Source organism: Bifidobacterium pseudolongum subsp. globosum (assembly GCF_004155535.1).
GTDB lineage: Bacteria > Actinomycetota > Actinomycetes > Actinomycetales > Bifidobacteriaceae > Bifidobacterium > Bifidobacterium pseudolongum_C.
The window spans coordinates 1-17,751 of sequence record NZ_RYUH01000010.1 but is presented as its reverse complement, the minus strand read 5'-3'; the positions used below and the strand labels follow the sequence as shown (position 1 = coordinate 17,751).

Sequence of the window (17,751 nt, the reverse complement as noted above, 5' to 3'; positions counted from 1 at the left end):
CCTCCGCCGCCAGTGCGTGGCTTCAGCGCACGGTGTAGCCTGCGGCGCGCAGGGCGCTCTTGACCTCGCCGATTGTGACCTTGCCGAAGTGGAAGATCGACGCTGCGAGCACGGCGTCGGCGCCCGCAGCGATCGCCGGCGGGAAATCCTCGGCCTTGCCCGCGCCGCCTGAGGCGATGATCGGGATGGACACCTCACGCCGCATCGCCGAGATCATCTCCAAATCGAACCCCTGCTGAGTGCCGTCGGCGTCCATCGAATTGAGCAGGATCTCGCCGACGCCCAATTCCTCGGCGCGCTTGGCCCACCACAGCGCATCGATGCCGGTGGATTTGCGGCCGCCCATGGTGGTGACCTCGAAGCCCGACTGGGTGTGGCACTCCCCCTGTTCGCGGCGCGCGTCGACAGAAAGGACGAGCACCTGGCTGCCGAAACGTTCCGCCACACGGCTGATCAATGTGGGGTCGTTGATCGCCGCCGTGTTGACACCGACCTTGTCCGCGCCACAGCGCAGCAGCGAGTCGACGTCTTCGGGTGTGCGCACACCGCCGCCCACGGTCAGTGGAATGAAGACCTGCTCGGCGGTGCGCGTGACGACGTCGACCATCGTCTGCCGGTGCGAGCTGGAGGCGGTCACATCGAGGAACGTGAGTTCATCGGCGCCCTGGCGGTAGTATTCGGCAGCGAGCGCCACGGGGTCACCGGCGTCCTTGAGGTTTTCGAAGTGGACGCCTTTGACGACGCGTCCTGCATCGACGTCCAGGCAAGGGATCACTCGTACCGCCAACGACATGTTTGGGTCTCCATCTCTACTCGGGTGCGCGTAGCCGGTTGTGCTGGTGTTAAGAGTACTGATTCCCTGTTACATCGGTTTTGGTGTACGGTTTGGCGCCCACATCGTGAAATGGGTTCGTGTGCGCGCCGCTGGTGCTGTATGTGTGGAATCGTTGGAATGTCGCGGATGCAACCATCGGTTGCGTGCCGAATTGCGGTTGCGTTGTGTGATGCAACCAGAAGATGATGGACGGATCGTCTCGTTGTGTTGCATAGTGAGGCCATGGCTCCTTCTTCGAATGGGAGCGACTCGAACATAAGGACAGGATGATGAGCAATTTCAAGACCAACCTGCAGTATCTGCGGGCGCAGCGAAACATGACGCAAGAGCAATTGGCAATGCTTCTGGGCGTCTCCCGCCAAGCCATCAGCAAGTGGGAGAGCGAGAAGGCGTACCCGGAGATGGATAAGCTGCTCGTGATCTGCGACCTGTTCGACGTCACGCTCGACGACCTTGTCATCGGCGATGTGGCCCGGCCACGTCGGAACGCGTCACCCGCGCAGGGGCACGCCGATGAGCCAGACGACACGGGTGTCCCAGCGGCGATCAGTGATCGCCCGCCGCTGTCCATGCTCCAGCAGAATCCCGCGCCATTGCCGCGGGACATCACGGGGTATGAGGCCCATATGCGCAGTTTTGACGCGAAGATTCCGGCTGGCATCTTTGCCATCATTTTCGGTGTCGGCGCCGGGATGTTTTTCGATGCGGACAATTCCATCCTTGGGGTGAGTCCGTTCAATGATTTCCTCATGTTCCTGTGCATTGTGCTTGGGGTCATCATTGGCTTGGTGTTTCTGGTTCCCGCCGGGCTTGGGCATTCCGCGTTCATGCGCAGTCATCCCTATGTTGAGGATTTCTATACCGAGCATGATCATGCGGAGGCGCGGCGCACGTTGACGGTTGCGCTTGTTGGCGGCATCGGCCTGATTCTTGTCGGACTTGCGCAGTTGATTTTCGTCAACGAGTATCTGCATACAGAGGATGGGTGGCCGATTGGTGTGTTCCTGATGCTCGTGGCCTGTGGTGTGGCGGCCATCGTGTATGGAGGTATGCACTTCGGCCGTCTCAATCTTGCCGAATACAATAAGGACGCGGAGCGGGAGTACCGTGAGGCGAAGGGCCTGAATGACTCGTATGACATGGTCAATGGCGCGATTTGCGGCACGATCATGATGATCGCCACGATTGTCGGTCTGACGATGCTCTTCGGGTTTGATGGAGGTCCACGTGGGTTGTTCTGGCTGTCGTGGGTCATCGGCGGCCTGCTGTGCGGCATCTCCTCGGTCATCATCGAAGCGGTCAAGGCAGCCCACGGCAAGCATGATGACGACATCATCGTGTGATCCATGGGCTGGCGGAAGCTGACCCTGATGTGTGAAAGGCTCTGTGAGACGGATTCGAATCCGTCTCACAGAGCCTTTCACATGATCCGTCATCGCGACCTTGACCGCCCCAGCCGCCATAGGCCGTTCAGGACATCTGCGGCATCGTCGTGTCGATCGTCTTGGCGGCGAGCTGTCCGCAGGCGCCATCGATGTCCTGCCCGCGCGTGTCACGCAGTGTAGCGGTGACGCCGGCGTTGTTGAGGATCTCGAGAAACCGCTGCTCATCTTCGGGTTTCGAGGCCGTCCACTTCGACCCTTCGATCGGGTTGAGTGGAATCGGGTTGACATGCGCCCAATTGTCACCGTAATGGTTGAGTTTCTTCGCCAGGAGGCGCGCATGCTCGGCCTGGTCGTTGATGCCGCGCATGAGTGCGTATTCGATGCTCACGCGGCGTTTGCTCGCCAGATAATAGTCGTGCGCCGCATCGAGCACCTGCTCGACATTGAAGCGTTTGTTCATCGGCACAAGCTCATCGCGCAGGTCGTTGTTCGGGGCGTGCAGTGACACGGCGAGGCGCACGGGGATGCCCTCCTGCGCCAGTTTGCGGATACCCGGCACCACACCCACCGTGGACACGGTGATGTTGCGCGCGGAGATGCCGAACCCTTCAGGAGGCATGGCGCTGATCTGCCGCACGGCGCTCATGATGGAGCGGTAATTGCCCATCGGCTCCCCCATGCCCATGAACACGATGTTGCTGAGCCTGCCCGGACCTCCTGCCACTTCCCCGCGGCTCATCATGCGCGCGGCGATGCGCACCTGTTCGAGGATCTCTCCAGTGGACATGTTGCGGGTCAAACCGAGTTTGCCGGTGGCGCAGAACGGGCATCCCATGCCGCAGCCCACCTGGCTCGAGATGCACAATGTGGTGCGGTTCGGGTAGCGCATCAACACGGATTCGATCTTCGAACCGTCGAACAGGCTCCACAGCGTCTTGACCGTCTGCCCGTCATCGGTCACCTGCCGTGTGACCTCGCTGATCAATGTCGGGAAGAACAGGTCCTGGGCGGCTTGGCGCGCCGTGGCGGGAAAATCGGTGAACTGCGCGGCCTCGGTGTCGAAATGACCGTAGTAATGGTTGGCGAGCTGCTTGACGCGGAACTTCGGCAGGCCCATCCCCTTCGCCGCCTCGATGCGCTCGTCGGGCGTCATGTCGGTGAAGTGGACCGGCGGCTTGCCGCGGCGCGCGTGGTCCTTAGCCAGCACGTCACGGAACGCACCGGTCGTGCCACCCGGCGTGATGCCGCTTTCCACGGCATGCTCGGTCGTGGTTGTTTCCATCTCCATATCACAGTCCCGTCATCCAGAGGAGCACGCACGTGAACGGTGCGGCCAGCAGAATGGAATCCACGCGGTCCAACACACCGCCATGGCCTTTGAGCAGATGACCCATGTCTTTGATGCCCAGATCGCGTTTGATCATCGAGGCGCACAGGTCGCCGAATGTGCCGACGACACCGATCATGACGCCGGCCACCGCAGGCACCCACCAGCGTGTGGCCCACATGGTCTGGTCATAGGTGCAGGCGAACACGGCGTAGGCCCCGGCCATCGCGAAGAGAATCGATCCGAGCAGGCCCTCGACCGATTTCTTCGGCGAAATGCCTGGGCACAGCTTGTGCCGTCCAAGCCAGGCGCCTGCGAACAGGCCGCCGGTATCGCTCAACGCGGGGATGAATACGATCATGATGGCATGCGACACAGGGTGCCCGTGGAATGTGAGCGGGATGATGATGCACGAGGCGAGCACTTGGATGTACAGCACCGTGAACATGGAGACCGCCACATGCGTCAGCCTGCTGTGCGTGGGCGTGCCGTCGGACGGCACCGCCGACGGCGATGTGAGCGTTTTGGTGGCCAACGCCTTGCCCGCCCGGCCATTGAGCGATATCTGCAGGCTCGCCATGATCCCCACAAGCACAAGCGTACCCAACGCGCACGCGCCCATCGCCACCACGTGGTTCGGCGCAAGATACACCGTGCACAACGAGACGGTGGAACACACCCACAGCGTGCCGATCGGAATGTTGAGGTTGCAGACGGCGAAATCCACACGGAGCTCCCACAAGCCGAGGATCATGAAGATCACCACAAGCAGCGCGAACAGCGCGGGGCTGATTAGCAGGCATGCAAGGATCAGCACGATGAGCACCACAGCCGTGCCGATCGCCTGCGGCATGTTGCGGCCCGTCTTCTTGTTGATGGCGTCAATCGCCTCTTCGGCCTGATGGTTCGGTGGTGTTGTGGAGTTCATGCGGTGCCTCGCGTCTTCGAAAAACCGGTTCGTCGTGAATAATGCGAACGGGTGCGCCGCATGGAGGGCCGCCGTGCGACGGCGGCATGCATGCGGCGCACCCGTTCACCATGGGGAGGTCACACCTCCATGATCTCCTTCTGCTTGCTGTCGAGCAGCGCATCCAGCTGGTCGGTGACCTGCTTGGTCACCTTGTCGAGGTCCTTGAGCAGGCGCTCGCCCTCATCCTCTCCCATCTCGCCGTCCTTGACGGCCTTATCGATGGATTCCTTGGCCTTGCGGCGGATGTTGCGCACCGCGACCTTGCCATCCTCCGCCTTGGTCTTGGCGAGCTTGACGTATTCCTTGCGGCGGTCCTCGGTCAGTTCGGGCATGGTGAGCAGGATCTGCGCGCCATTGCGGCGCGGGCTTGCGCCCAGGTCGGAGTCACGCAGCGCCTTTTCCACCGCGTTCGCCTGCGAGGGGTCGAACGGTGTCACCGAAAGCGTGCGCGGCTCCGGCACACCGATCGTCGCCACGGCCTTCAGCGGGGTCGGGGCGCCGTAATACTCGACGGTGATGCCGTTGAGCAGAGCCGGGTTCGCGCGGCCCGTGCGGATGCCCGCGAAGTTCTCCTTGGTCGATTCGATGGACTTCTCCATCTGGCCCTTGGCCTGGTCCACAAGATTTGCCATGTTGTTCTCCTTTGATATGGAATTGGTCGTGCCCGCCCGCCGTCAGGCGAGGTGCGATTCTCCATTGGACACCAGCGTACCAATGGATTCGCCCAAGAGGGCTCCCGTGACGTTGCCCGGTTCCTCGAGTCCGAAGACGCGGATGCTCTGGTTGTTGTCGCGCGCCATGGCCATGGCCGAAGCGTCCATGACCGCAAGGTTGTCAACCAGGGCGCGCTTGTAGCTCAACGCGGAGAAACGCTTGGCCTGCGGGTCCTTGCGAGGGTCGGCGGTGTACACGCCGTCCACGCCGTTCTTGCCCATGAGCACTTCGTCGCAATGGATTTCGAGGGCACGCTGGATCGACACCGTGTCGGTCGAGAAATACGGCATGCCGGCACCGGCGCCGAAAATGACCACGCGGCCCTTTTCCAAGTGGCGGATGGCCTTCAGCGGAATGTACGGCTCGGCGACCTGCCCCATCGTGATCGCGGTCTGCACGCGGGTGGCCTGCCCTTCCTGCTCGAGGAAGTCCTGCAACGCCAAGCAGTTCATGACGGTGCCAAGCATGCCCATGTAGTCGCCGCGCGAGCGGTCGATGCCCGCCTGCTGCAGTTCCGCACCGCGGAAGAAGTTGCCACCGCCGGTCACGATCGCGACCTGCACCCCTTGGGCGACCGCCGGTACGATTTCCGAAGCGATGCGGCGGACCACGCCGGTGTCCACCCCCACATGGCCACCGCCGAATGCCTCGCCGGACAGTTTGAGCAATACTCTACGAGGTTTGTCCTCGGTGTTGTCAAGTGCCATGCCGCACCTTTCTGCACATGTATCTCATGTCTTACCGTTGTTTAGCGTATCGGCCCGGTGCGACACCGCCCCCATGACGCGCGACACCACGGGACGCATACGAAAACGGGGTTGTCGGCGCATGGCTCGCATGCGTCGACAACCCCGTCACGACAGTGTGCGGCATGCCCGGCGTGGGCTATGCCGTCAAAGTCACTCGGCGTCGGCCTCCGGGCCCTTGCCGACCTCGAGGCGGGCGAAGGCCAGAGCTTGGCCGCCGACTTCCTTGAACAGGTCGCCGATCGTCTTGGACGGATCCTTGACATAGGCCTGCTCGAGCAGCACGTTCTCCTTGAAGAACGCGTTGAGGCGGCCTTCGACGATCTTCGGGACGATCTTCTCCGGCTTGCCCTCGGCGAGGGACTTCTCGGTGGCGACGCGGCGCTCGGATTCCACGATGTCCTCCGGCACGTCCTCGCGCGACAGCCACTGGGCGCCCATGGCGGAAATCTGCAGGGCCGCCTCATGGGCCACGGCTGCGCCGGCCTCATCGGTGGCGATCATCGCGACGATGCTCGGCGGCATCTCTGCGGACTTCTTGTGCGCGTAGATCTCGACGCGCGGGCCTTCGATCTTGGCGAACTGGCCGATCTTGACATGCTCGCCGAACAGCGCGGCGGCTTCTTCGACGGATTCCTTGACGGTGCCTTCGTCGCTCGGGGCGGCGAGCACATCGTCGATGCCGTTGGCGTTGACCTTGACGGCCGCGGCGAGCACGGTGTCGGCGAAGTCGACGAACTTCGGGGTCTTGGCCACGAAGTCGGTCTCCGAGTTGAGCTCGACGGCATAGCCGGTCTGGCCGTTGGCCGAGTCGACGACGGTGGAGGCGATCGTGCCTTCCTGGGCCTTGCGGCCTTCACGCTTGCCGGCGGCCTGAATGCCCTTGGCGCGGATGATTTCCTTTGCGCGGGCGACGTCGCCTTCGGCTTCGGTGAGCGCCTTCTTGACGTCCATCATGCCTGCGCCGGTCTCTTCACGGACCTGCTTGATCAATGCTGCGGTAATGGCTGCCATTGATATCTCCTTGATTGATGAATGGTGTAACGATTGGAAGCGGTGGCGCGCCTTGCGCGCCACCGGGAAACGTCACTTGGACTCTTCGTCCTGCTTCGCTTCGGATTCCTCAAACTGCGCGTCGGCGCGGGCCGCTTCGGACGAAGCGCCTTCCTTCTCGTCGGCCTTGAGGACGGCGTTCTCGGTGACCACGGCGTCTTCACGCAGGGTGGTCTTCTCGTCGTTCTCGAGCAGTTCCTTCTCCCAGGCGGCCATCGGCTGCGCATCGGATTCACCTTCGGCCTTGGTGGACTTGCCGGAGCGCTCCAGCAGACCATCGGCGACGGCGTCGGCAAACAGCGTGGTGAGCAGTTCGATGCCGCGGATGGCGTCATCGTTGGCCGGAATCGGGTATTCGACGACGTCCGGATCGGAGTTGGTGTCGATGATCGCGACAACCGGAATGCCCAGCTTGTGGGCTTCCTCGACAGCCAGTGCTTCCTTGTTGACGTCGACGACGAACATCGCGGACGGTGTGCGGTTCATGTTGCGAATGCCGCCAAGCTGCTTCTCCAGCTTGTCCTTCTCACGCTCAAGGAGCAGGAGCTCCTTCTTGGTCAGGCCGGAGCCGTGCACGTCGGAGAAGTCCATCTCCTCGAGTTCCTTGAGACGGGTGACGCGCTTGGAGACGGTCTGGAAGTTGGTGAGCATGCCGCCGAGCCAACGCTCGCACACGTAAGGCATGTTCACACGGGTGGCCTGGGTCTTGATGGCCTCCTGGGCCTGCTTCTTGGTGCCGACGAACAGCACGGTGCCGCCGTGGGCCACGGTGGTCTTGATGAAGTCGTAGGCGACGTCGATCAGGTCGAGCGTCTTGAAGAGGTCGATGATGTAGATGCCGTTGCGCTGGGTGAGGATGTACTGCTTCATCTTCGGGTTCCAGCGGCGGGTCTGGTGGCCGAACTGGAGACCGGCCTTCAGCATTTCGCTCATCGTAATCTGAGCCATGGTATTACTACCTTCCTGTCGGTTATTGCCTGGCCATGCGTTCCCGCGTGCAGTCATCGTGTGCGATGACCGACCGACACGGGCCTTCGCGTACATGGCGCGAATTTGGCGGCACGCCGGTTGACGATATTGGGGTGGCGCCACCGCTCGCGAACGCGGTGGGCGCCGGTTGGCGCACCAACTGCACATGGTAGCATGAGGCCCGCACCACGCGGCATGGGCGTGGTGCGGGCCTTGGCGGGTATGCCCTCAGGCGTTCAGGCTGCGCATGCGGCGCATCGCCGCACGGCGTTCGTCCTTCTCAAGACGGTCGATGTACAGGTGCCCGTCAAGATGGTCGGTCTCGTGCTGCAGCATGCGGCCCATGAGCCCGGAGCCTTCGAGCACGACCTCGTTGCCGTCCAGGTCGATGCCTCGCACACGCGCATAATCCGCGCGCGGCGTCTTATACCACAAGCCGGGAAGCGACAGGCAGCCTTCGTCACCGTACTGCTCGCCGCTCGTCTCTTCCAGCACCGGGTTGAGGATGTATCCGATCGTGCCGTCGATGTTGTAGGAGAACGCACGCAGGCTTACGCCGATCTGGTTCGCGGAGACGCCTGCACGGCCCGGGTCGTTCACCGTGTCGAGCAGGTCGTCCACAAGACGCCGGATGGCCGGCGTGATGTCGGTGATCGGGTCGCACGGCGTGCGCAGCACGGGGTCAGGAACCACTCGTATGTCTCGGATTGCCACGGTATTACCTCTCCTCTTCTTGGTTTGGCGGCTCCTTGGCCGCCGATGCGTCTTCCGCGGTCTCGGCATGGTCCTGCTGCCATTCGCCGAGACGCTCCTGCACGGTGTCGATCGCCTGGCGCACGCGCGGCGAGACGTTCTCAGAGGCGTGGCGCATCGATTCACCCGCCCGCTTGACGGTCTCCGTGGTGCTTTCCAGGATCTGCATGCTCACGGGCACAGGACGGTTCGACGGGACAGGAGCGTACAGCTCACCCTCGATGACCTCGGCGTATGCGGCGAGCACTTTCGGCCGGACCACTTTCATGCTGGCGGTCATCGTGCCTTCCTCGACGCTGAAGTCCTGCGGCAGCACGATGAACTTGCGCACCGATTCCGCGCGCGACACATTGGCGTTGGCCTGGTCCACGTATTGCTGGATGTACGCATGCACGGCGTCACTGTGCGACACGTCCTCAAGGGGCATGTGGGGGTCCAGCCCGCGCTCGGCGAGCCAGCTGCCGATCATCTCCGGGTCGAGCGTGACCAGCGCGCCGATGAATGGCTTGTTGTCGCCGACCACGACCGTGTGCGCCACGATCGGGCATTCGTTGATCGCGTTCTCCATCGGCGCCGGCGAGACGTTCTTGCCGCCGGCGGTGATGATGATGTCTTTCTTGCGCCCGGTGATATAGAGGAACCCATCGTCGTCGATGTACCCGAGGTCGCCGGTGTGCAGCCAGCCGCTCGGCTCGAGCACCTCGTCGGTCTTCTCGCGGTTCTTGTAGTACCCCAGGAACACGTTGGGGCCCTTGACTTCAATCTCCCCGTCTTCGGCGGTGCGCACCGCCATACCCGGGCCGGGGCGCCCCACGGAGCCGGGGCGGTTGGCCTTCTGCCAATTCACCATCATCGGCGCGGCCGTTTCGGTCATGCCGTAGCCTTGGATGAACGTGATGTCGTCCATGCCGTTGAAGAAGTGCACGAGGTCGGTGTTGATCGGAGCGCCGCCGCACGCGAGGTAACGCAGGTTCGGCCCGAGCGCGGAGCGGAACGATGTGGCGACCGTGCTCATGTAGAACGAATGCTTCATGCGCATGGCCAGTGATGGGTGCTTGTGCTCGCTTTCCATCTTGGACCAGTCCTCGAAATGCTTGACCGCATTCGCGAAGATGCGCCCGCGCAATCCGGCGCCGGCTTTCTGCGAGGCCGCGTTGAACACCTTTTCGAACACGCGCGGCACGCCGAGCAGATAGGTGGGTTTGAACCCGCGCAGATCGGCGAGCAGGTGCTTGGCGCCGGGCACATAGCCCACGACGCCGTGGCCGCCGATGGCCGTGTATTGGATGTAGCGCGCGAAGCAATGCGCGAGGGGCAGGAACAGCAGCAGGCGGCTTGGCTCATAGAGCATCTCGGGAAGCACTTCGTAGCCGTTCTTGACGATGTGCGTGAAGTTGCGGTTGGAGAGCATGGCACCCTTGGGGGCCCCAGTGGAACCGGATGTGTAGACGATGGTGAGCAGGTCGTCGGCGCGCACGCGCGCGATCGCCTCATCGAGTGCATCGTCACCGACGGCCTCACCCAGATTGATCAACGCCTCAAGCGCGCCGTTGTTCAGGTTGAAGACGTGCGCGAGCACGTCTTCAACCTCGGCGATCGCCTCGAGCGTCTGGGTGTGCGCCTCATCGCCGCCGAAGGCGATCGAGGGGTGCACCTCATGCACGATCGAGGAAGCCTGTTTCATGGAATCGGTCTCATAGATCGGCACGGAGACCGCGCCGATGGCCGCACAGGCGAAGTCGAGCACGCCCCATTCATAGCATGTGGCGGAGTAAATCACCACGGTGCTCCCCTGCTTCGCGCCAAGCGCCATGAGTCCTTTGGCCACGCTGCGCACCTGCGCCAACATCTCACCGGCGTACACGTCGTTCCATTGCCGTGTGCGCTCATCCTTCCACTGCGCTATCAGATCGTCCGGATCCGCCAACGCGCGGTCCGAAAGCAATGCATAGACGGTGTCATTCTGAGTGGTGACATAGATGTTGTCGAGTCCATATTCCCTGAGCATGCATTCCACTATAACCCACACGCCCGTACGCTCGCCGTCAGCCGATATCCACCATCATGCAGATCCAACGGCCCCGTTTGCGCTCGAACACCAAGCCTCCCACATGGGTCTGCGCGCCGACGCGCATGCCCAACGAGATGTCGAGCTTGCATTCGCTCGTCAATACCCCGTTGAGCCAGACGAACTCAACTGGCGGGTAGATGTGCCGCTTGTGCAGCACTGCGAGTTCCTCCATGTAGTCGGAAAGCAGCGAACGCATGTATTCGAGCCGTTCGATGCATTCCGGCTCCGCGAATTTCGCGAGGATTCGGCTCGGCTGGCGCCTGCGCAGGATCTCGACGGCCACGCAGGTCACACGGCACACGTGCATGACGAGTTCGTGGACTTGTTCCGCGTTGAATGTACGCGACAGACACGATACAACACGGTAGCGCGCGGGCTCCGAAGACGATTGCAGTGGAATCACGCCGTCGAACGACGGCAGCGTCTCCGGCCTTCGCATCATGAACGGGGTGACCGGTTCGAGTTCCTCTATCTTCTGTTCGGTCATTATCCTCCTTTGCTGTTTGTGGTGGCATATCGCCTTGGACCGGTCGGGTCGCATTACGCCCAACCGTGCCCAATTATTGCAACCACAGACTGCGCCAATAGGAGGAATACAATAAGCTTTACAAATTATTCCTATTTTCTACACATATTGTTTATTAAAGAAAATGTATAGTATGAATATCCAATGTTTCACAATTTCGATATATATACCTGCTACACGCCCCGGTTCGTCCCCGCCGCATATACGCGTGTGGGCCGCCATCCCATAGGGGACGGCGGCCCACACGGTCCAATGCGCAGGAAGACCCGGTCACTGTCCGGTCGGCGTCACCACCACATCACAACGCTGGAAGTTCTTCACGTCGACATATCCCGTCGACGCCATGGCGCGGCGCAGCGCACCGATGAAATTCGTCTTGCCGTCGGCCAGATGGCTCGGTCCATAGAGGATTTCCTCGAGTGTGCCGACGGTGCCCACGTTCGTGCGCATGCCGCGCGGCAGGCTTGCGTGGCGCGCTTCGGCGCCCCAGTGGGTGCCGTGCCCTGGCGCCTCTGTGGCGCGGGCGAGCGGGGCGCCGAGCATCGCGGCGTCGGCGCCCATGGCCAACGCAGTCACGAAACTGCCGGAATCGCCCATGCCGCCGTCGGCGATGACCTGCACGTAGCGACCCCCGGATTCGTCCATGTAATCACGGCGCGCTTCGGCCACGTCGGAGATGGCGGTAGCGAGCGGCACGTGCACGCCGATCGTGTTGCGATTGGCGGAGACGGCCGCTCCGCCGAAGCCCACGAGCACACCCGCCGCACCGGCGCGCATGAGGTGCAGCGCGGCGGTGTAGTTGGCGGCGCCGCCGACGATGACGGGCACGTCGAGGTCGTAGATGAACTTCTTCAGATTGAGCGGCTCATGGTCGGTGGAGACGTGTTCGGCGGAGACGGACGTGCCGCGGATCACGAACAAATCCACGCCCGCGTTGAGCACGGTCGAATAGTACTGCTGGGTGCGCTGCGGCGAAAGCGAGCCGGCGACGGTGACGCCGGCGTCGCGGATCTCGTGCAGGCGCGCTGCGATGAGCTCCGGTTTGATCGGCTCGGCATATGCCTGCTGCATGTACGCGGTGGCCTCGTCGATCGGCAGTTCGGCGATTTTGGTCAGGATCGGCTCGGGGTCGTCGTAACGGGTCCACAAGCCCTCAAGGTCGAGCACGCCGAGCGTGCCGAGCTTGCCCATCGCAATCGCCGTGCTCGGGCTGGTGACCGAATCCATCGGCGCTCCGATCACCGGGATGTCGAATTCGTAGGCGTCCACCTGCCACGCGGTCGACACATCCTGTGGGTCGCGCGTACGGCGCGACGGCACAATCGAGATGTCGTCGAGCCCGTATGCGATGCGGCCTTTTTTTCCGAGGCCGATTTCAATTTCCTGAGACATGGCTCCAAGGCTAATGCCCCGCCGTGACACGGCGCGGGCCACGGTGCACCACGTGTTTTTGGACATTGTGCACGACCGGAAACATGGATGCGTTATGCATATGGGGAATCTGTTGGACGCATCAGCACTCATGGAGGAAAGCAGCCCATGGCCAAAATCAAGGTCGAAGGAACCATCGTCGAACTCGACGGCGACGAGATGACCCGCGTCATCTGGAAAGACATCAAGGACCGACTGATCCTGCCGTATCTGGACGTGAATCTTGACTATTACGATCTGGGCATCGAAAACCGCGACGCCACCGACGACCAAGTGACGATCGACGCGGCTGAGGCCATCAAGCGCGAGCATGTGGGCGTCAAATGCGCCACGATCACCCCGGACGAAGCGCGCGTCGAGGAGTTCGGCCTCAAGAAGATGTGGAAATCCCCCAACGGCACCATCCGCAACATCCTGGGCGGCACGATCTTCCGCGAACCGATCGTGATCTCGAACATCCCACGCCTGGTGCCGGGATGGACCAAGCCGATCGTGGTGGCCCGCCACGCCTTCGGCGACCAGTACAAGGCGACCGATTTCAAGGTGCCTGGCCCCGGTTCGCTCACCGTCACGTTCACGCCCGAGGATGGCTCGGCGCCGATCGAGCACCTCGTGTTCGACTACCCCGGCAGCGGCGTGGCACAAGTGCAGTACAACCTCGATGAGTCGATCCGCGGATTCGCGCGCGCATGCTTCAACTACGGCCTCATGCGCGGCTACCCCGTGTACCTGTCCACGAAGAACACGATCCTCAAGGCATACGACGGCGAGTTCAAGGACATCTTCGCCGAGGTGTTCGACACCGAATACAGGACGCGTTTCGAGCAGGAGGGCCTGACGTACGAGCACCGCCTGATCGACGACATGGTGGCCAGCTCGCTCAAGTGGCACGGCGGTTATGTGTGGGCATGCAAGAACTACGACGGCGATGTGCAGTCCGACACCGTGGCCCAAGGCTTCGGATCGCTCGGCCTGATGACCTCTGTGCTGATGACGCCGGACGGCCAGACGGTCGAGGCCGAGGCCGCACACGGCACGGTGACGCGCCATTATCGCCGTTGGCAGAAGGGCGAAAAGACCTCGACGAACCCGATCGCCTCGATCTACGCGTGGACCGGCGGCCTCAAGCACCGTGCGAAGCTCGACGGCACCCCAGCGGTGGCCGACTTCGCCGAAACCCTTGAGCAGACCATCATCTCGACCGTGGAAGGCGGCCAGATGACCAAGGACCTCGCGATGCTCATCGACCCCGACCACGAGTGGCTCGATACGGAGGGATTCATGGACGCGCTCGACACGAACCTGCGCCGCGCGCTGCAGGAACGCTGACGCAATCCCGACCCATAGGGCCCGCCGACCATGAGGGGAGGCGGGCCCTATGCCATATGTCGGGTACAATCGGCGGTGCACATGCACACGTTCGACTTGACAAGGCGGTTGTATGGTGGGTATCCACAGCAGCTCAACGGCACGACGACTCTTGGCGGCAACGGCATGCCTATGCATGGCGTTGCCGCTCGCCGCCTGCGGGTCGGGAGCCAGCCCCGCCCCCACGAGCACCACAACCGTGGCCGGAGAGACAAGGCTCACGGGGTCGGTGGCGCTGTTCCTGCCGAACGACGGATTCACCGTCTCGCAGGATGTGCCGCTCAATTCCTGGCATGACTTCGCCGACGCCACCAAGGATTCGCTTGAGGACCGCGGGTTCGAGGCGGACCATGTGCAGACCCACGCCGATTCCGACTTGGAACGGCAAAGCCACCGCATTCAGGATTATGTCGTCGATGCGCTCGACGGCTCCACGGACGGCTCAAGCGCCGACCCCGAAGCGCAGTCCACGACGCTCGTTGTCGCCCCGGCCGCACCGATGACCGACACGGTGAAACGCTACGGCGACTACGTCACACAATCACTCAGCGAAGAAAACGCCACTGATGAATCGTTGGATGAATCCCTCAGCCGCATGACACGCGCGCTCGGATTGGCGAAGAAGGCGGGCATGCACGTTGTGGTGATTGCCACCCCCCTGCCAGGGTTCACCCCGGACGCCTTTGTGAGCCTGTGCTCGGCCCGCGAGATAGGGCGCCTGCAGGCGCGCCAACTCGTCAGCAAACTGCAGTTGGACAGCGCAAGCCGGTACAACCCCAAGTACATCGAGATCCTGCTGCCTTATGACGCGGACTCCGACTATCCGCAGCTCGACGAGGCATTCGCACGCGAGGCGTTCAGTGGGGTATGGGAGGTCATTGGGCCGTATTTCCGCTCGGGCGTGGTGCTCAGCCCGTCGATGAGGACGACCGCATCCACGACGGTGCAGGATTGGCGTGACGTGACCATCAAGGCCACCGATGCCGACAGCATCGAGACGGAGTTCCGGCAACGGCTGGGCCGGCCGGCCAATGGCCAAGGGCACGTGCGCATCGACGGCGTGATCGCGATGAACGATTATGTGGCCAACGGCGTGGTCAAGGGCCTCACCGCACTCAAGTACACCGGGTCCGCCGCCGACGTCAACCCGTCGATCACCATCGGCGACATCGTCGGCAACATCGCGGGCAGGCAGGACCTGCAGAAAAACCGCGTGCCCGACCCCAAGCGCGCCCCCTCGCTCAGCACGCCCGAAGAGGTGCGTCAGGAGAACCAGAAGGCGCAGAACCGCTGGCCCATCGTCACCGGCTTCGGCGCGTATATCAGCGCCATGCCCAACATCGTGAACGGCAAGCAATGGGCGACCGGCCTCGTCGACCGCGTCGCGAGCGCCGCCGACCTTGCGCGGATCTGTGCGGCCTTCGCCCAAGGTGATTCCCTTGACGGTCTGGACTTCGTCAGTGTGCAGGACCTCTATGGCCAGAACGTGCCGACGATGAGCCTGCCGTTGCTCTCGGTGAGCGCGGGTAATATGAAGACCGAGCTCATCGACCCGGGGTACATCACGCTCGCCGAAGCCGGACTGTGATCCTTACGCCACGGGTACAAGCCGGATCGATTGTGGGGTGAGCCATCGCTCGGGGTCTTCATAGGCTCCTTTGCCCAGCTTGATGCCCCAATGCACGCATGCATCGTCGCAGTGGTCGCTGCCGCCGGCGACTTTGGCGAACGGTTTGCCGCGCAGTACCGGCGTGCCGACTGGCAGTGCAGTCTGCGCCGGTTCGAATGTGAGTGTGAATGACCGTACGCGGATGCTCACCGTCGATTTGCCGGCGACGGTGCCTGCGTGGCTGATGATGCCGGTGGCGGGCGCGACGAGCTCATCCCCTTTCTGTGCGCGGATGTCGATGCCGCGGTGCCCGGCCATCCACGCTTGGTACGGCCCGTCGAACCGTGCGATAATCTCACTGCCTTGCACCGGCATCACCATGCCGGCTGTACACGATTCGCCCGCCTGTGCGCTGATGGCGGCCTTCCCCCACGGACAGGCCGCCATCAGCGCACTGCAGAGCGCGAATGCTGCGGCACGGCGCATCATTCCTTCGCGGTGCGCGATTCCCGCGCGGATCAGCCTCCGCCTTCTGCGGATGCGCGCGATGTGCTCTTCTCTTGATTTCGGTGTCATGGTCTCGTCCTTTCTGTGCCGATGCCGTGGATGGGCACAGTATGCACCGTCACGCATCCGTGTGCCAATGCGGGAGGGGCAATGTGGTCGGACGGTCCGGCATCGGCGTGTCGGATTCGGTGTGCGTGCTATTCCAAGGCGTCCAGTACATCGTCGATGAGGAGCCGTTCGCGTGGCACGTCACTGGTGAGGCGCGGGAAGCGGCGCAGTGCGTTTGTGGGGTCGGCTCCTGCGGCGCGCGCCACGTTGGATTTGCTGACCCCGTGCGCAACGGCTTTCTCCGCGAGGCGGTCGACGAGCGAATCGGCCACTTGCCGCAGCTGTTCGGCGACCCATACCTGCGCGACTTCGGCCGACATGCCGTAGTCCTCTTCGAGTTCCACCGATGCTTCCTGCACCGCTGCCCACAGCACCATGAACGGGCGCCGGTAATAGGAGACCTGTTCTTCCATGGATTCGGCGTGGAGCTGCTCAAGCGCCTTCCTGTCGATGCCATTGGCACTCATACGCACCTCTTTCCTACATAGGCCGCACGCGTGGCAGGACGACGACACTGCCGGCGCACGCCATATCGCATGATTGTTCTTCGGCCATCATACGCAAGATTGATTGTCCACTTTGTGGCCTCATTTTCTTTCTTTCGGAAAGTATTGATATGTTGGAGCTTGCGGTACGCGCATGGAGGCGCAACCTGCATCTGCCACAACGCAAAGGAGCCATCATGGACCTCGCACACCAACTGTTCGCCCAGCTTCAGGAACTGCCACAAGTCGAGGCGATCGCACTCGGCGGATCACGGGCATCGGGCCTACACGACGCCCGTTCCGACTACGACGTGTATCTCTACTGCACCGCACCGATTGACGAAGAGGTGCGCAGGACATTGCTCGCCCGCTATTGCACGGTCATGGAGATCGGCAACCACTACTGGGAGTACGAAGACAACTGCACGTTCCGCGACGGTGTGGATCTGGACCTGCTGCACCGCGACCTGGATGGGTTCGCGGCCGACGTGCGCCGCGTGGTCGAAGGGCACGAGGCCTCACTGGGCTATACAACGTGCATGTGGCACAACCTACGCACTTGCAAGGTGGTGTTCGACCGCCACAGCCGCCTCGAGGCCCTCCAACGGCGCTTCGACGTGCCATACCCGGACGCGCTGCGCGACGCGATCATCCACGCCAACATGCCCTTGCTCCACGGCGCACTGCCGGCATACGACGCGCAGATCCATAAAGCTGCCTCCCGTGGAGACCTGGTGAGTGTCAATCACCGTGTGGCCGCATTCCTCGGGTTATACGCCAAAAGATGTGTCTCTAATCTGAGCTGAAGCCTTCTGCCGATTGGCGTGTCGGGGTGTTCATGATGTGTCCGGTCATTATGGCGCCTGGCCATTTCGTGTGTCCGAAATGATTCCC

At 62.5% G+C, this 17,751-nt stretch carries 17 protein-coding genes; 4 read left to right on the top strand and 13 right to left on the bottom strand.

Annotated features, from left to right (window positions below; all coding sequences use genetic code 11):
- Nucleotides 1-22: 22 nt before the first annotated feature.
- Nucleotides 23-793, bottom strand: a complete 771-nt coding sequence (gene hisF / locus PG2093B_RS04235; RefSeq protein WP_129897438.1) for an imidazole glycerol phosphate synthase subunit HisF — start codon at nt 791-793, stop codon at nt 23-25.
- Between the two features lie 311 nt (nt 794-1,104).
- Here hisF and PG2093B_RS04230 point away from each other — a divergent pair, with 311 nt between their 5' ends.
- Nucleotides 1,105-2,178, top strand: coding sequence for a helix-turn-helix transcriptional regulator (locus tag PG2093B_RS04230; RefSeq protein WP_129897437.1), 1,074 nt, complete (start codon nt 1,105-1,107; stop codon nt 2,176-2,178).
- Nucleotides 2,179-2,305: 127 nt separating this feature from the next.
- Here the strand turns inward: PG2093B_RS04230 and rlmN are convergent, their stop codons facing one another.
- From rlmN to PG2093B_RS04180, 10 genes are all read right to left on the bottom strand, one after another.
- On the bottom strand, nt 2,306-3,502 hold the full coding sequence (gene rlmN / locus PG2093B_RS04225; RefSeq protein ID WP_129897699.1) for a 23S rRNA (adenine(2503)-C(2))-methyltransferase RlmN: 1,197 nt from the start codon (nt 3,500-3,502) through the stop codon (nt 2,306-2,308).
- Nucleotides 3,503-3,509: 7 nt separating this feature from the next.
- Nucleotides 3,510-4,475 carry a phosphatidate cytidylyltransferase gene (locus tag PG2093B_RS04220; RefSeq protein ID WP_129897436.1) on the bottom strand — a complete coding sequence of 322 codons (966 nt, stop codon included), beginning with the start codon at nt 4,473-4,475 and terminating at the stop codon, nt 3,510-3,512.
- A gap of 119 nt (nt 4,476-4,594) precedes the next feature.
- A complete protein-coding gene (frr, locus tag PG2093B_RS04215; RefSeq protein ID WP_095507706.1) occupies nt 4,595-5,149 on the bottom strand; it encodes a ribosome recycling factor in 555 nt (184 codons plus the stop codon).
- A gap of 42 nt (nt 5,150-5,191) precedes the next feature.
- Nucleotides 5,192-5,938: a UMP kinase gene (gene pyrH / locus PG2093B_RS04210; RefSeq protein WP_026643021.1), complete on the bottom strand. Its 747-nt coding sequence runs from the start codon at nt 5,936-5,938 to the stop codon at nt 5,192-5,194.
- Between the two features lie 192 nt (nt 5,939-6,130).
- Nucleotides 6,131-6,991: a translation elongation factor Ts gene (tsf, locus tag PG2093B_RS04205; RefSeq protein WP_022857461.1), complete on the bottom strand. Its 861-nt coding sequence runs from the start codon at nt 6,989-6,991 to the stop codon at nt 6,131-6,133.
- Between the two features lie 72 nt (nt 6,992-7,063).
- The gene (rpsB, locus tag PG2093B_RS04200; RefSeq protein WP_022857460.1) at nt 7,064-7,978 is read right to left on the bottom strand and encodes a 30S ribosomal protein S2; all 915 of its coding nucleotides are present in this window, start codon (nt 7,976-7,978) and stop codon (nt 7,064-7,066) included.
- Between the two features lie 249 nt (nt 7,979-8,227).
- Nucleotides 8,228-8,713: a peptide deformylase gene (locus tag PG2093B_RS04195; protein WP_026643020.1), complete on the bottom strand. Its 486-nt coding sequence runs from the start codon at nt 8,711-8,713 to the stop codon at nt 8,228-8,230.
- A gap of 4 nt (nt 8,714-8,717) precedes the next feature.
- The gene (locus tag PG2093B_RS04190) at nt 8,718-10,760 is read right to left on the bottom strand and encodes an AMP-dependent synthetase/ligase (protein WP_129897435.1); all 2,043 of its coding nucleotides are present in this window, start codon (nt 10,758-10,760) and stop codon (nt 8,718-8,720) included.
- Between the two features lie 37 nt (nt 10,761-10,797).
- Nucleotides 10,798-11,310 (bottom strand): hypothetical protein, encoded by a 513-nt coding sequence (locus PG2093B_RS04185; protein WP_022857458.1) that lies wholly within the window; start codon nt 11,308-11,310, stop codon nt 10,798-10,800.
- A 309-nt stretch (nt 11,311-11,619) separates the two neighbouring features.
- On the bottom strand, nt 11,620-12,741 hold the full coding sequence (locus PG2093B_RS04180) for a GuaB3 family IMP dehydrogenase-related protein (protein WP_039171753.1): 1,122 nt from the start codon (nt 12,739-12,741) through the stop codon (nt 11,620-11,622).
- Nucleotides 12,742-12,888: 147 nt separating this feature from the next.
- Here PG2093B_RS04180 and PG2093B_RS04175 point away from each other — a divergent pair, with 147 nt between their 5' ends.
- Nucleotides 12,889-14,109 carry an NADP-dependent isocitrate dehydrogenase gene (locus PG2093B_RS04175; RefSeq protein ID WP_129897434.1) on the top strand — a complete coding sequence of 407 codons (1,221 nt, stop codon included), beginning with the start codon at nt 12,889-12,891 and terminating at the stop codon, nt 14,107-14,109.
- A gap of 175 nt (nt 14,110-14,284) precedes the next feature.
- Nucleotides 14,285-15,736, top strand: coding sequence for a hypothetical protein (locus tag PG2093B_RS04170; protein ID WP_129897433.1), 1,452 nt, complete (start codon nt 14,285-14,287; stop codon nt 15,734-15,736).
- Between the two features lie 3 nt (nt 15,737-15,739).
- On the opposite strand, the gene PG2093B_RS04165 is transcribed toward PG2093B_RS04170, so the two are convergent.
- Both PG2093B_RS04165 and PG2093B_RS04160 read right to left on the bottom strand, forming a co-directional pair.
- On the bottom strand, nt 15,740-16,333 hold the full coding sequence (locus PG2093B_RS04165) for a M23 family metallopeptidase (protein ID WP_165369704.1): 594 nt from the start codon (nt 16,331-16,333) through the stop codon (nt 15,740-15,742).
- Nucleotides 16,334-16,461: 128 nt separating this feature from the next.
- Nucleotides 16,462-16,839: a transcriptional regulator gene (locus PG2093B_RS04160; protein WP_129897431.1), complete on the bottom strand. Its 378-nt coding sequence runs from the start codon at nt 16,837-16,839 to the stop codon at nt 16,462-16,464.
- A gap of 215 nt (nt 16,840-17,054) precedes the next feature.
- Here PG2093B_RS04160 and PG2093B_RS04155 point away from each other — a divergent pair, with 215 nt between their 5' ends.
- Nucleotides 17,055-17,663: a nucleotidyltransferase domain-containing protein gene (locus PG2093B_RS04155; RefSeq protein ID WP_207214998.1), complete on the top strand. Its 609-nt coding sequence runs from the start codon at nt 17,055-17,057 to the stop codon at nt 17,661-17,663.
- The last annotated feature ends 88 nt before the right edge of the window (nt 17,664-17,751 follow it).